9 protein-coding genes are annotated in these 14,550 nt (G+C 64.6%); 2 read left to right on the plus strand and 7 right to left on the minus strand.

The genetic code is table 11. The features are described from left to right. Positions 1 to 24: 24 nt before the first annotated feature. The 4 genes from nagZ to HNQ66_RS06210 all read right to left on the minus strand — a co-directional run bounded on the left by nagZ (position 25) and on the right by HNQ66_RS06210 (position 7,313). Positions 25 to 1,044 (minus strand): beta-N-acetylhexosaminidase, encoded by a 1,020-nt coding sequence (gene nagZ, locus HNQ66_RS06195; protein WP_184141921.1) that lies wholly within the window; start codon positions 1,042 to 1,044, stop codon positions 25 to 27. A 99-nt stretch (positions 1,045 to 1,143) separates the two neighbouring features. Beyond that, on the minus strand, positions 1,144 to 4,140 hold the full coding sequence (locus HNQ66_RS06200) for an SPOR domain-containing protein (RefSeq protein ID WP_184141923.1): 2,997 nt from the start codon (positions 4,138 to 4,140) through the stop codon (positions 1,144 to 1,146). Positions 4,141 to 4,269: 129 nt separating this feature from the next. Continuing rightward, positions 4,270 to 6,030, minus strand: coding sequence for an arginine--tRNA ligase (gene argS, locus HNQ66_RS06205; protein ID WP_184141925.1), 1,761 nt, complete (start codon positions 6,028 to 6,030; stop codon positions 4,270 to 4,272). Positions 6,031 to 6,095: 65 nt separating this feature from the next. Then, positions 6,096 to 7,313, minus strand: coding sequence for a deoxyguanosinetriphosphate triphosphohydrolase (locus tag HNQ66_RS06210; protein WP_184141927.1), 1,218 nt, complete (start codon positions 7,311 to 7,313; stop codon positions 6,096 to 6,098). Between the two features lie 221 nt (positions 7,314 to 7,534). On the opposite strand from HNQ66_RS06210, the gene erpA reads away from it, so the two are divergent. Both erpA and xth read left to right on the plus strand, forming a co-directional pair. Further along, on the plus strand, positions 7,535 to 7,867 hold the full coding sequence (erpA, locus tag HNQ66_RS06215) for an iron-sulfur cluster insertion protein ErpA (protein WP_184141929.1): 333 nt from the start codon (positions 7,535 to 7,537) through the stop codon (positions 7,865 to 7,867). A 33-nt stretch (positions 7,868 to 7,900) separates the two neighbouring features. Continuing rightward, positions 7,901 to 8,695, plus strand: a complete 795-nt coding sequence (gene xth / locus HNQ66_RS06220; RefSeq protein WP_184142251.1) for an exodeoxyribonuclease III — start codon at positions 7,901 to 7,903, stop codon at positions 8,693 to 8,695. Between the two features lie 152 nt (positions 8,696 to 8,847). On the opposite strand, the gene exoR is transcribed toward xth, so the two are convergent. From exoR to HNQ66_RS06235, 3 genes are all read right to left on the minus strand, one after another. Continuing rightward, on the minus strand, positions 8,848 to 9,651 hold the full coding sequence (gene exoR, locus HNQ66_RS06225) for an exopolysaccharide production regulator ExoR (RefSeq protein ID WP_184141931.1): 804 nt from the start codon (positions 9,649 to 9,651) through the stop codon (positions 8,848 to 8,850). Positions 9,652 to 10,012: 361 nt separating this feature from the next. Continuing rightward, entirely contained in the window at positions 10,013 to 11,191 is a 1,179-nt protein-coding gene (locus HNQ66_RS06230; RefSeq protein WP_184141933.1) for an outer membrane protein transport protein, read from the minus strand. A 345-nt stretch (positions 11,192 to 11,536) separates the two neighbouring features. Beyond that, positions 11,537 to 14,464, minus strand: coding sequence for a valine--tRNA ligase (locus HNQ66_RS06235; protein WP_184141941.1), 2,928 nt, complete (start codon positions 14,462 to 14,464; stop codon positions 11,537 to 11,539). Positions 14,465 to 14,550 lie beyond the last annotated feature (86 nt).

Here is a 14,550-nt window from a genome sequence, read left to right on the forward strand (position 1 = left end):
CACGTTTCTCCCTCTGCCTGCCCGTCAGGCCACCGCGATCATCGCGTTGAACTCCTCGCGCAGCGCATGCTCGTCCGCCCCGTCCGGCGCGCGGAAGCCCGCGCGCACCGCATTGGCGCGCCTGAGGCTCTCGCCGGCAAGCGGCGGAACGTTTTCCGTCACCGCGATCATTTCGTCCATGATGCCATGGCAATGCAACACCATGTCGAGCCCCGCGGCAACGATTCCCCGGGTTCTTTCGGCAATATCGCCCTTGAGGGCGTTCATCGACACGTCGTCGGACATCAGGAGGCCGTCAAAGCCCATATGGCCGCGGATGATCTCGCGCACCACCGTCGGCGAGGTGGTCGCCGGATTGTCGGGGTCGATGGCGGTGTAGACGATATGGGCGGACATCGCCATCAGTTCGTCCTTCATGCGCCGGAAGGGCACGAAGTCGCAGGCCTCCAGCTCTTCCCGGCCGGCATGGACGACCGGCAGGTCATGGTGGGAATCGACCATGGTGCGGCCGTGGCCGGGCATGTGCTTCATGACGGGCAGCAGGCCGCCGGCCTTCAGCCCCTCCGCCGCAGCCTTGCCCATCGCCGAGACGATTTCCGGCTCCTGACCGTAAGCGCGGTTGCCGATGACGTCGTGCACGCCCGGCACGGCGACGTCGAGCACCGGCAGGCAATCGACGTTGATGCCGAGGCGGAGGAGATCGAAGGCGTGCAGGCGCGACATCAGCCAGGCGGCGCGCAGGCCCTTCTCCTCATCCGCACGATAGATGGCGCCGAGCGCGGCGGCATTCGGATATTGCTGGACATAGGGCGGCTTGATGCGCTGGACGCGGCCGCCCTCCTGGTCGATCAGCACCGGGATGTCGGCGCCGCCGCCGATGCACTCGCGCATCTCGGCGGTGAGGTCGGCGACCTGCGCCGGCTCGCCGATATTGCGGCCGAAGAGGATGAAGCCCCATGGCCGCTCGCTGCGGAAGAAGGCTTTTTCGTCGGCGGTGAGGCTCAGGCCCTTGCAGCCCGAAATGAAGGATTTCGATTCGCTCATGTCCGCAATCTTAGAGGTTCGGAGGAAAAAGATGAACGCTATGCCCGGAATCGAAGAGGCGCGGACCGGCCGCGCCTCTTTCCTGTTCCAGCCCGGTTCTCAGCGGGTGACGAGGCAGCTTCCGCCCGCGCCCCTGTAGCGCTCGCAAAGGGCGATGGCCTCTTCGCGCGAGCCCGCGGGAATGCGGACGCGGAAGTAGGTGCCCTTGTTGGCGATCTCCGCCTTCTGGATATCGACGCCATGGCCGCCCAGCACGGAGGAGAACTTCCTGGAAAGCGCGGCATAGGACTTCTGCGCTTCGGCTTCCGAGGGAAGCGAGGCGATCTGCATCACGTAGCCGCCCGGCGCGACGGCCGCGACCTGCGTCTGCCCGGCCTGCGTTTCCGTGGCCTTCTGGCGGCCCGTTTCCGTCACGGTGCCGACGACGTTGACCGGCTGATCGATCGGCCGGGTTTCCGGAACCGGCGCGCTGTCGTCCGTCCTGGTCGTGCCGTTGGCGCCGATGGTCGTCGTCTTGACGGTGCGCACGGGCGCGGTGTCTTCCACCTTGGCTTCGGCAGCCTCGGCGAGCGCCGAGCGCGGACGGGCCTCCGCCGATGCCTGCTCGGTGCGCAGCGACGCATCGGCATCGACCGTCGTGGCGGCTTCGCCCGAGGCCTGGCCGGTCGTCGCGGTGGCCTTGGCGTCGAGGCTGGCGGTTTCCGTTTCCGGCTCGGTGACGGTATCCTCGCGGGCGACGAGCGTGCCGTCCGGCTTGACGATCATCGTCTTGACCTTGCGCGGTGAGATGAGCGGCTTGTTGCCGGCCTCGGCATTTGCCGTCTCCGGCTCGTCGACGCCGGGAAGCAGGCGGCTGTCGTCGTCGGCAAGCCCGGTATCGGCGCTATCGTCGGGCAGCGCTTCCGGCGTCAGCGTGCGCTGCACGACGTCGACCGGCTCTTCCCGCGTGGTGACGAGCTGTTCCTGCTGGGGCCGCGTGACCTTGTCGCCGGCGACGCGGTCATAGACGGCCTTGTCCTGGTTGGGGACGGTCTTGCCGCCCTTTTCCTCGGGCACGACCTTGACCGGGTCCTTGTCGGCGAGGATGACGCGCGGTTCGCCTGAACCCTCCGCACCGCCCGTCAGCGCGGACCAGGCATAGACCGCACCGCCGCCGACGAGAAGGAGGCCGGCGACCGAGGCTGCGATCAGCATGCCGCGGCGCGGGCGTGCCTGCGCGTCGTCATAGCCGTCGCCGCCATAAAGGCCGTTCGCCTGGCCCGGATCGACCGGAATGGCCATGCGCTCCGGCTGGTTCAGCGAGCGGCGGAAATCCTCTTCCAGCGCGCGCTCGAAATCGTCGACGTCGTTGATCTGCGTGACCGGCTGGCTGGCGGCGGCAACGCCTGCCGAAGGGTCCTCGCCATGCACCGGCTTGGCGGCGGGCTCGTTGAAGAGCTGCGCCATTTCGGCGTCGATGTCGAAATCGTAGTCCTGCTGGTAGACCGGCGGCTTTTCCTTCTCGACGACGGGAAGCTGCGGCACGTCCAGTTCGGTGACGGGGGTCACGCCCTCGTCGGTCTCGGCGATCAGCGAGGGATCGAAGGGCAGCGCGCCGTCGGCATCGACGCCAGCCGGCTGCGGGGCCCTATAGGCCGCGACCGGCACGGCGACGGCCGGCTCCCGGCGGACGGGCGTCTCGACCTGGACCGGCTGGACGGGCCTTGCGATCTCGGGCGTTGCGATCTCGGCCTTCACCGGCGCGGGCTTTGCCTCTTCCTTCACCGGCTCGTCGTCCAGCGAGAAATCGGAAAGGTCGAGCTCGATGTCGGAAAGGTCGAATTCCATCGTGTCGAAATCGAGATCCGGCTCGCGAACGGCGGGCGTCGGAAGCACGAAGGGCTCGCTGCGCGTCTCGGCGACGGGCGGCTCCACCGCGCGAACCGTCTCCTCGACGGGCGCGACGACCGTCGCCGGCGCCGGCTCGCGGTGGACGACGGGCGTCGCACGGCCGAACAGGGCCGGGATATTGGCCGGCGTATGACGCGGGGTCACCGCGGCAGCGGCCGTAACGGTCTCGGAGAACGGCGAACGGCTTTCCGGCACGGGATAGCGCTCGACCTCGGCAAGCAGATCGTCGTGATCGTAGCTGCCGCCCTTCTCGACCGACTGGACCTGATAGTCCGGCGTGGCCTCGAAGATGGGATCGAGGGCTTCGGCCTGCCATTGCGTCTCGGCCTCGGCGACCGCATGGGCGCGCTCCTCGCGCGTCTCGAACGGCATTTCCGAAACGAATTTCGGCTCCTCGCCGGCATAGGCCGGCTCCACCGCGAAGGCGGCGGCATCCGGCTCAGGGGTCTCCGACCAGCTGCCGAATTCGGGCTCGGCACGGACGTCCGCGACGACGGGAAGCGGCTCGGCGAAGGTCGCCTCCGCGGCGGCCTCCTCGGCAAAGCCGTCGCCGATGGACAGTTCCAGCTCGCGCTCCAGGTCGAGGCTCATGTCCTCCTCGTAGAGCGGCTCTTCCGTCACCGGCTGGAGACCGAGGAAGGCCGGCTGCGGCGCATTCTCCTCGACGTGCTCCTCGGCGCGGAAATCGGCCGCCGGCTCCTGGCGCGGCGTCTCCTCGAAGCGCGGCTCGAAACGGTCGGCGAACTGCAGGCCGGCATGGGCGACCGGCTCGGCATCGACCGCCGGCACCTCATGGACGGAGGCCTCCAGCTCGTCCGCAAGGAACAGCGACGGATCCTCCGCTTCCACCGGCTCGGAAAGCTCGGTGAAGGACGGTTCTGCGAAAGCCGGCTCGGGGTGCTGGTAGGCGCTTGCGGGGATATCGCGCGTCGGCGTCTCGTCGATGAAGGCGGCCCGGTCTTCGGCGGCCGGCAGCGGCTCCTCGAAAACGGGCTCGACATGACGCGGCATGGCCTCGGCGACGACCGGCTCGGCAACGACGCGCGCCGGCGCATCGTACTGCTCGAAGGCGCGCATCAGCTCGTCTTCGAGGGCGAGAACGGGATTTTCCTGGCGGGACGGCGCCGGGCGTGCGGCAGAAAAGGCCGCATCCGCGCCCTGAACGGGGCGCGGGTCGAAGTTGACGAGACGGGCAAGCTCGCTCAACGGATCATCGTCTGCCAAGAGGTCCGTGTCAGCGGTTCCGCTTCGCGCGAAGTTCTTGTCTGCCATACTGCTTCCCACTCACAAGCTACAAAAACGCGTCTGCCAGCTTATTGTGGGCAAATGGTGACGTCAGCGCATTTCGTCCGGTGCTGCCGTGCCTGTAATGGACAGGCCCGACTTGAGAACAGATGCGACCGCGTGCACCAGCCCAAGTCTGGCGATGCTCAATTCTCTATTTTTATCGTTAACAAACCGTAATTCCGGCTGTTCCTTACCTTTGTTCCAGTGCGCGTGGAAGGCGCTGGCAAGATCATAGAGGTAAAACGCGATACGATGAGGCTCATGCGCCAGTGCAGCGCCTTCGACGACACGGGGATATTCTGCCAGTTTCGCAAGAAGGTGCAACTCGCTCGGATCGGCGATATTGCCGGCAATCGCGCCCGCAAGGTCGAGCGAGGCGATGTCGAGGCCCGGGAAGGCCTCGCCCGCCTGGCGGAACACCGACATGCAGCGCGCGTGGGCATACTGCACGTAGAAGACCGGGTTGTCCTTGGACTGCTCCGTCACCTTGGCGAAGTCGAAGTCGAGCGGCTCGCTGTTCTTGCGGTAGAGCATCATGAAGCGCACCGGGTCGCGGCCGACTTCCTCGACCACGTCGCGCAGCGTGACGAAGTCGCCGGAGCGCTTCGACATCTTGACCGGCTCGCCGTCGCGGTAGAGCTTGACGAGCTGGCAGAGCAGCACCGTCAGCTTGGCCTTGCCTTCCGAAACCGCGCGCGCAACGGCCTCCAGGCGCTTGACGTAGCCGCCGTGGTCGGCGCCGAGCACGTAGATCATCTCGTCGAAGCCGCGGTCGAACTTGTCCTTGAAGTAGGCGACGTCGGCGGCGAAATAGGTGTAGGAGCCGTCCGACTTGATCAGCGGGCGGTCGATGTCGTCGCCCACTTCCGTCGAGCGGAACAGCGTCTGCTCGCGGTCTTCCCAGTCTTCCGGGAGCTGTCCCTTCGGCGGCGGCAGCACGCCCTTGTAGACATGGCCCTTGAAGGTCAGGTCGTTGATGGCGGTGCGGATCGGCGCGCCGTTGCCGGCATGCAGCGAGCGTTCGGAATAGAACACCTCATGCGTGACGTTGAGCGCGGCCAGATCTTCGCGGATCATCGCCATCATCATCTCGATGGCCTTTTCCTTGACGATCGGCATCCACTGATGCTCGGGCATGGCGCGCAGCGTCGTGCCGTGCTCGGCCGCCAGCGCCTCGCCGACGGGAACGAGGTAGTCGCCCGGATAGAGGCCGGCCGGGATATCGCCGATGGTCTCGCCCAGCGCCTCGCGGTAGCGCAGGAAGGCGGAACGGGCGAGCACGTCGATCTGCGCGCCCGCATCGTTGATGTAGTATTCCTTGACGACGTCATAGCCGGCGAAGGCGAGCAGGTTGGCGAGCGCATCGCCCACCACCGCGCCGCGGCAATGGCCGACATGCATCGGCCCGGTCGGGTTGGCCGAGACATATTCGACGTTCACCTTGCGGCCGGCGCCGAGCGTGCCGCGGCCGTAATCCGTGCCGGCCTCGACAATCGCCGCCAGCAGCTTCTGCCAATAGGCGACGGAGAGGCGCACGTTGATGAAGCCCGGGCCGGCGACGCCGACCTCGGCCACTTCCGGGTCCTTCTTCAGTTCGGCGACGATCAGGTCGGCGAGCGCGCGCGGGTTGAGGCCGAGCGGCTTGGCGAGAACCATCGCCGCGTTGGTCGCGACGTCGCCGTGGCTCGCATCGCGCGGCGGCTCGACGCTGACGCGGGCGAAATCCACCTCGGATCGCTTCTCACGGACGATTTCAAGTCCTTCGAGTACGTTTTTGATTCTGTTGTCGAAGTCTGTAAAAAGGTTCATCTCATCCATCCGCGCGCAGTAGCCATCGGGGCCGTTCCTGCGAAGAAGTTCAGGTGGGCGGCTGACTATCGCAATTCCGGGGTATGGTCAAACAGCCGGCGGTGCGTGTCGATCGCGTAATTGTCGGTCATTCCGGCCAGATAGTCGGCGACATGGCGGGCGCGGGCCGATTCCGGCATGGTGGAAATGCGGTCCACCCAGTAGTGGCCGCGCATGAGCTGCGGATCGTCCATATAGGCGTGGTAGAGATCCGTCAGGATCGAGGCGGCGTTGGCGCGCACGCGCATGACCTCCGGATGCCGATAGATACGCGAGAAGAGCATCTTCTTGATCTGCCGGTCCGTCACGGCCATTTCCTCGGAGAAGGTGGCGAGGCACCGGCGCGCCTTGCGCACGTCGTCGGCGCTTTCCGGCCGCTCCTCGCGGATCGCCTGCTGGGCATAGCCGATCACGTCCTCCACCATGGCGGTGATCTGCCGGCGCATGATCTCGTGCGTGAAGCGCGGCTCTTCGAGGCCCGGATAGCGGTCGTGCACCTGCCGCATCAGCCCGGCGAGGAAGGGAACCTCCTCCAGCATCGCGAAATCGAGATAGCCCGAGCGCAGGCCGTCGTCGATGTCATGGGTGTTGTAGGCGATATCGTCGGCAATCGCCGCCACCTGCGCCTCCAGGCTCGCGAAGCTCGACAGCTCCAGGTCGTGCACGGCGCAATAGTCGAGGATCGGCCGCGGCACCTCGCCGTGCGTGCCCTCGCCCGTCGGGCCGATCAGCGGACCGTTGTGCTTGACGAGGCCTTCGAGGCTCTCCCAGGTGAGGTTCAGCCCGTCGAACTCGGCATAGCGCCGCTCCAGCTTGGTGACGATGCGCAGCGACTGGGCATTGTGGTCGAAGCCGCCGAAGGGCTCCAGCACCTCGTGCAGCGCATCCTCGCCGGTATGGCCGAAGGGCGTATGGCCGAAATCGTGCACCAGCGCCACGCCCTCGGCGAGGTCCTCGTCGAGCTTCAGGGCGCGGGCGAGCGCGCGGGCGATCTGCGCCACCTCGATCGTGTGGGTGAGGCGGGTGCGGTAATGGTCGCCGTCGGCGGCGATGAAGACCTGCGTCTTGTGTTTCAGGCGCCGGAAGGCGGTCGTGTGGACGATGCGGTCGCGGTCGCGCTGGAAATCCGAGCGCGTCGGGCTCTCCGGCTCCGGGAAGAGCCGCCCGCGGGTCGCCCAGGGATCGGAAGCGTAGATGGCGCGCTGCCCGGCGCCGAAACCCAGCGCATGTCTGTCGAATGTCATTCGTCACCTGCATTCACGCCGCCCGTATTGACGCGGCCGCGATGCCTTCATACCTATAGTGTGCATAGCGGCAAGGCCGGCCGCAAGGCGCACCTGAAAAACAAGCCTTCTCAAGGGCTTGATATAAACGGCGCGCAGGAGCCGGCTCGATGGAACACCGTTTTCCGGCCGCATGCGGCAAAGCGATTCTCTCCGGATCTTGACCCCGGCAGGAGGCAGACATGACCGACAAGTCCGTAACCATCTCCGACGCCGCCGCACGGCGCATCGCGTCGATCCTCGGCGCAGCGCCCGAAAAGCAGGCGCTGCGCGTCTCCGTCGAGGGCGGGGGCTGCTCCGGCTTTTCCTACAAGTTCGACCTCGTCGAGGACCAGCAGGACGACGACCTGGTGCTCGAGAAGGACAAGGCCCGCGTGCTGATCGACCAGCTTTCCCTCGTCTACATGGACGGATCGGAAATCGATTTCGTCGACAACCTGCTCGGCCAGTCCTTCCAGATCAACAACCCGAATGCGGTGGCAAGCTGCGGCTGCGGCACCAGCTTCTCGATCTGACCATCCTCAACCGAAAACGGAACCCGCATGCCGATCAAGATTGCCACCTGGAACATCAACGGCGTGCGGGCGCGCATCGACAATCTTCTCGCCTGGCTGAAGGAGTCCAACCCGGACATCGTGGCCCTGCAGGAAATCAAGACGGTCGACGAGGGCTTTCCGCGCGGCGAGATCGAGGCGCTCGGCTACCATGTCGAAACGCATGGCCAGAAGGGTTTCAACGGCGTCGCGCTCCTCTCCAGGATCCGACCCGACGAGGTGAACCGCGGCCTGCCGGGCGGCGACGGCGACGAGCAGGCCCGTTTCATCGAAGGCGTCTACTCCGTGGAAGGCGGCGCGATCCGTGTTTGCTCGCTCTACCTGCCCAACGGCAACCCGGCGGACGATCCCGTCAAGTACCCCTACAAGCTCGCCTGGATGGAGCGGCTTTCCGCCTTCGCCGAAAGCCGCCTCGCGCTCGAGGAGCCGCTGATCCTTGCCGGCGACTACAACGTCATCCCCGAGCCGCACGACTGCTGGGACCCGAAGGTCTGGGCACGGGACGCCCTCTTCCTGCCGGCGACACGGCAGGCTTTCCGCCGGCTCGAAAACCTCGGCCTCACCGATGCGGTGCGCGCGACGACGGACACGGTGCCGCTCTATACGTTCTGGGATTACCAGGGGGGCTGCTGGCCGAAGAACTTCGGCATCCGCATCGACCATCTGCTGCTGTCGGCGGAAGCGGCCGACCGCCTCCTCTCGACGGCGGTGGAAAAGCACGTCCGCGCGTGGGAGAAGCCATCGGACCACGTGCCTGTAACGGCGGTGCTGGATTACGCGGCACGGTAGCAGGGATTGCCCCTCACCTGTCTGCCGGCATCCTCTCCCCGTAAACGGGGCGAGGAACGATGGGCGCGCCGTCTTCCTCCTTCTCCCGGTTTACGGAGAGAAGGTCCTGGGGATGGGGGGCGGTTCTTCAACGCGGCATCAGGCTGCCGGCATCACTCGCCCGAATTGAAGCGGATGTTGTGCGCGAGCTCGACGCCCTTGCGGCGGTCTTCCTCGCTTGCGACGGAGAAGGCCTCCTCCTGCGTCGACTGCAGCCAGCCGCAGTCCTTCGGCTGACAATGCTCGAGCGCGGCGGTCATGAAGGCGAGGCCACGGGCCGTATCGCCTTCCTGGAAGAGGATATTGCCGAAGAGGCCCATGGCGCCGGCATGGCCGTTGTTGCGGGCGCGGTTCAGCCACTTCTTGGCTTGGTGGACGGAGACCGAGCCGCCCTCGCCCGTCAGCATCATGCGGCCGAGCTGGAATTGCGCCTCGGGAATGCCGAAGGCGGAGGCCGCCTGGAAATAGAGCTGGCGGGCCTGCGTGAGGTCGATCTTGACGGGGCTGTTGGGAATACCGCGGCGGTAGTAGCTGGCAAGCGCGATCAGCGCATTGGCGAAATAGCCGGTATCTTCCGAGCCCGGCTCGACGCCGGCCTGGGCGATCTCGCTGTACATCTTGAAGGCTTCGAGATCGTTTTCCGGCACGCCGTCGCCGTCGGCATACATGTTGGCAAGGGCCCAGCGCGAGCCGGTATGGCCCTTTTCCGCGGCGTAGCGATAGGCCTCGACGGCATCGCTCTTGCGCCCTTCCTTGTAGGAGAAGAAGCCGAACTTGAAGAGGTCGAAGGGCCCGCTCTCCTTGCTGACGCCTGCCTGGGGATCGAATGCGAGGGCCTCGGACGCCGCCCCGCAGGACAGGGAAAGGCATAGGCCCATTACCAGTACTTTCATCGGCAACAACTCGGACTTGGGCATCAGTTCTTCAGTTCCGCGCCTGGCTTTCGTCGCTGCACCGAACCGGAAACGCACGGGTCTCGTGCGGGCTTCCGGCAGTTCCGGCGGCAATGACATCGGCTGGCTCATCGTTTCCCTGGCGCGGTTCCACGCGTCTACATGTCCTCATCGCTGCGCTCCGTTTGTGGCGGGAAATGGACATTTGGACGCTTCCCGGCTGGTGTAGCAAACTCTGGAAAAAAATGTGTTGCGATTCCGTCACATTTTTTCAGACATCGCTGTGACTCCCGCAGCGGGAGCCGAATACAGCAAGAAAACGTTAACCAAACAAAAGGGCCCGACGATGACGCCGGGCCCTTTTAATTAACCAGATTGTCAATGATCAGAATTTGACGAGGTAGGAAACGTTGGCGCCATAGGCGAAGTCATTTCCGACTGTGGCATTGTAGTCGGCAAAGTCACCACTTGCGTCGTATTTCTGCGAACCGGAGGTCAAGTAGCTGACAGCACCACCCAAGCGCAACTCGCCCGGCCCAGTCTTAATTGCCGTGCCAACACCAACGGTCCAACTGTCCGTCATAATATCCGCCCCCGTGCCGACACCCCGATCCCAGGTCAGACTCACAGCGCCAGAAACATCATCGGTGAAACTGTGGCCAATGCCGCCCGTAATGGTCCATCCATCACGGAAGCGGAAATTCTTTTTCAGGTCGCCGATATTAGTTATGTTATAATTAAGTGACGGCAGAACACTCCAATCCGTCCATTTTACCGAACCAAACGCCAACCAGCCGGGCGCGATACCCGTCTGCAGGCTGAATTCAAGTGACTGCGGCAAGCTTCCAGCACCTGAGGCGTCAAACGGAGTACCTGCCGGCATAAGTCCACCGGTCAAGACAGTCGAACCGTCTTGCGAAAGCGTAAAGCTACCATCACCTTTGTGGTCAACCTGTGAGCGATACATAAGCTCTGCACGCAGGGCGATTTCAGGAATTTCGTATGCGGCACCCAGACGGTAACCTAGCTCGCTTTCATCCTCAAGCTGCAACGTGCCCAGCCGCGTCTTCTCGGTGTACTCGAAGCTCTGTAGAAATAAGCCTCCGATGAAATATGCGCGCCCCTTCTCAAGAGCGAAGTTGACCGCGCAGGTCAGGCCGTACTCATTCGTCTTGAATTCAGCTTCCGTCGTGTAGTTGCCAATCATCGACGTTGCGGCGTCTGCCGCTTGCGCGTCTGCCCCATATCTCGATGATGCGCCGAATGGCTGGGTATAAGTACCTGCGCACGAAAAACTATCCGAAAAGCGGACCTTCCCAGCCAAGCTAGGAACAAAGAAGTTGTCCGTATAATCGCCGTCCGACGTTGCGCTCCCTTCGATCGTGTCGTAGCCGCGCTGGGGAGCAACAAACGTCGTTTTGGCGCGGAAGGCAGTGGTTCCGTCTTCATAAAGGATGTCCGTGTCCGCCTCGCCGCGGCTGAAACCGCCGGCCTGTGCCGCGCCGGCAAGGGCCGCCAGAGCCGCCGCCGCCAGAAGTCCGTTCTTGAAGAGCGTATTGATCATTCCTATTCCCCCGAAGTCCTGAGGCGGCCTCTCCACCGCCCGATCCGACATGACTATCGGAGAGGAGAGTCGGCTTGGCAAACCCCACTTTTCGCGGATGATTTTCAACTACGCTTCAAAAAATTACGTAAGTTTTTAGTGAAGCCCCTCATCAATCGAAGCGCCTGAAATGGAATTCTCTCCGCCGCGAATTCTACCCGATACAGAGGAATTTTATTTCAGCGCCGGGAGGCCATGTCACATTTCAGACACAGCAGCGATTTTGCAATCGCCGCCCCGAATAGAAAGCCGCGCCGGGGTTGCCGGCGCGGCTTTTAAGGTTCCCGAAGGGGCCTTGGGCCTGAATCAACCCGCTTCGCTGACGCGGGCGAGTGCCACGGCAAGGCTGGCCAGTTGCTGCTCCAGTTCGGCGAAACGCTCGCGCTCGGCTTCGACGACCTCCGGCTTGGCGTTGGCGACGAACTTCTCGTTCGACAGCTTGCCCTGAATGCGGGCGGCCTCGGCCTTGGCCTTTTCGATCGCCTTTTCGAGGCGGGCCTTCTCGGCCGAAAGGTCGATCAGGCTGCCGAGCGGCAGGCAGGCGGTCGCCTCGCCGACGACGATCTGCGCGGCGCCCTTGGGTGCCGACGCTTCCAGGTGGATTTCCGAGACGCGGGCAAGGCGGCGGATGGCCTGGTCGTGCGTGGCAAGACGCGCGCGCGTCAACGGGCTTGCATCCACCATGACGAGCGGGGCCGTCGCGCCCGGCGGCACGTTCATTTCCGCGCGGACCGAGCGGATGCCGGAAACGAGATCGACCAGCCAGTTGATCTCGTCGGCGGCCGCGTCGTCCGCATAGGCCGGCGAGGGCCATTCGGCATGGCAGACGAGGCTGTCGCGGCTCTTGCCCTCGCCGGCCGTGTGCGCCCAGAGCTCTTCCGTCATGAAGGGCATGAACGGATGCAGGAGCTTGTAGGTCTCCTCCAGCACATAGGCGGCGCAGGCCTGGGACTCGGCCTTGGCGGCCTCGTCCTCGCCGCCGAAGACCGGCTTCAGCAGCTCCAGATACCAGTCGCAGAACTGGTTCCAGATGAAGCGGTAGAGCGTGCCGGCCGCATCGTTGAAGCGATAGGTCTCGATCGCCTCGGTGACGTCGCGAGCCGTGCGGGCAAGCTCCGTGAGGATCCAGCGGTTGATCGTCAGCGAGGCGGTTTCCGGCACGAATTTCGGATCGCTCTTCACGCCGTTCATCTCGGCAAAGCGCGTGGCGTTCCACAGCTTGGTGCCGAAGTTGCGGTAGCCGGCGATGCGGGCCGGATCGAGCTTCACGTCGCGCCCCTGCGCGGCCATGATGGCCAGCGTGAAGCGCAGCGCGTCCGCGCCGTATTCGTCGATCAGCTCGAGCGGGTCGATGACGTTGCCCTTCGACTTCGACATCTTCTGCCCGTTCTTGTCGCGCACCAGCGCGTGGACATAGACGGTCTCGAAGGGCTCGACCGGATTGCCGTCCTCGTCCTTCATGAAGTGCAGGCCCATCATCATCATGCGGGCGACCCAGAAAAAGATGATGTCGAAGCCGGTGACGAGAACGTTCGTCGGATAGTAGCGCGCAAGCTCCGGCGTCTCTTCCGGCCAGCCGAGTGTCGAGAACGGCCAGAGCGCGGAGGAAAACCAGGTGTCGAGCACGTCTTCGTCGCGCGTCAGGATCTCGCCCGGCGCGAAATTCTCCAGCTTCTCCTCGACCCAGGCCTTCCACGGGCCTTCATGGGCGATGTAGTGCTGGATGGCGGCGTGCAGCGCCTCTTCCTCGGTCTTTTCCACGAAGACCTGCCCGTCCGGCCCGTACCAGGCCGGAATCTGGTGGCCCCACCAGAGCTGGCGCGAGATGCACCACGGCTCGATGTTCTCCATCCATTCGAAATAGGTCTTTTCCCAGTTCTTCGGAACGAAGTTGGTGCGCCCCTCGCGGACCGAGCGGATCGCCGGCTCGGCCAGCGTCTTGGCGTCGGCGAACCACTGGTCGGTCAGCATCGGCTCGATGACGACGCCGGAGCGGTCGCCGAAGGGCTGCATGACCTTCTTGCTCTCGACATAGGGAATGGCGTTGCCCTCGTCATCCTTGACGGTGACCGCAAGGCCCTCGGCGTTGATCGCCTCGACGATGCGCTTGCGGGCCTCATAGCGGTCGAGGCCGCGATATTCGTCGGGAACGAGGTTGATGTCGTCGACCTCGGCCTCGCTCGGCACCTCGCCGGATTTGGCGATCTCCAGCGCCTGCGCCGCATAGACGGCGTAGGGCTCGCCGTCGGCGCGCATGGCGGCCTGCGTGTCCATCAGCCGGTAGAGCGGGATGTTGTTGCGGCGGGCAACCTGATAGTCGTTGAAGTCGTGCGCGCCGGTGATCTTGACCGCGCCCGAGCCGAAATCCTTCTCCGGATATTCATCCGTGATGATCGGGATGAGGCGGCGATGCTCCTTCGGGCCGACCGGGATCTCGCAGAGCTTGCCGACGATCGGCGCATAGCGCTCGTCGGTCGGATGGACGGCGACCGCGCCGTCGCCCAGCATCGTCTCGGGACGGGTGGTGGCGATCGAGATGTAGTCGCGCTCTTCCTGGAAGACGACGTTGCCGTCGGCGTCCTTCTCGACATAGGTATAGGTGGCCCCGTCGGCGAGCGGGTACTTGAAGTGCCACATATGGCCGTCGACTTCGCGGTTCTCGACCTCGAGGTCGGAAATCGCCGTCTCGAATTTCGGGTCCCAGTTGACGAGCCGCTTGCCGCGATAGATCAGGCCTTCCTTGTAGAGCGAGACGAAGACCTCGAGGACAGCCTCGGACAGGCCCTCGTCCATGGTGAAGCGCTCGCGCGACCAGTCGCAGGAAGCACCGAGGCGCTTCAACTGGTTGAAGATGAGGCCGCCCGATTCCGCCTTCCATTCCCAGACCTTCTCGACGAAGGCCTCGCGGCCCATCTCGCGCCGGCCGGGCTGCTTTTCGGCGGCGAGCTTGCGCTCGACGACCATCTGCGTGGCGATGCCGGCATGGTCCATGCCGGGCTGCCACAGCACGTCCTTGCCGCGCATGCGCTCGAAGCGGACCATGATGTCCTGCAGCGTGTTGTTGAGCGCATGGCCCATGTGCAGCGAGCCCGTCACGTTCGGCGGCGGGATGACGATGGTGAAGGTCTCGGCGCCGGGCTTTGCGCCCTCGCCCGCGCGGAACGCGTCTGCGTCTTCCCACGTCTTGGCGATGCGCGGCTCGACCGCTGCGGAATCATAGTTCTTTTCAAGCATTTTCGTGCGTGGCCTGCTGTTTGTCGGTTGGGTTTTGTAAACCGGATGGCCGGCATGGAGTCAACAATAACAGAAGAAAAGCCGCG

This window comes from Shinella fusca, from assembly GCF_014203155.1.
Lineage (GTDB): Bacteria > Pseudomonadota > Alphaproteobacteria > Rhizobiales > Rhizobiaceae > Shinella > Shinella fusca.

Excerpts from the sequence above, each read along its gene's own strand:
- nagZ (WP_184141921.1), bottom strand. The coding sequence starts at position 1,044 with ATGAGCGAATCGAAATCCTTCATTTCGGGCTGCAAGGGCCTGAGCCTC.
- argS (WP_184141925.1), bottom strand. The coding sequence starts at position 6,030 with ATGAACCTTTTTACAGACTTCGACAACAGAATCAAAAACGTACTCGAA.
- HNQ66_RS06210 (WP_184141927.1), bottom strand. The coding sequence starts at position 7,313 with ATGACATTCGACAGACATGCGCTGGGTTTCGGCGCCGGGCAGCGCGCC.
- erpA (WP_184141929.1), top strand. The coding sequence starts at position 7,535 with ATGACCGACAAGTCCGTAACCATCTCCGACGCCGCCGCACGGCGCATC.
- exoR (WP_184141931.1), bottom strand. The coding sequence starts at position 9,651 with ATGCCCAAGTCCGAGTTGTTGCCGATGAAAGTACTGGTAATGGGCCTA.
- HNQ66_RS06230 (WP_184141933.1), bottom strand. The coding sequence starts at position 11,191 with ATGATCAATACGCTCTTCAAGAACGGACTTCTGGCGGCGGCGGCTCTG.
- HNQ66_RS06235 (WP_184141941.1), bottom strand. The coding sequence starts at position 14,464 with ATGCTTGAAAAGAACTATGATTCCGCAGCGGTCGAGCCGCGCATCGCC.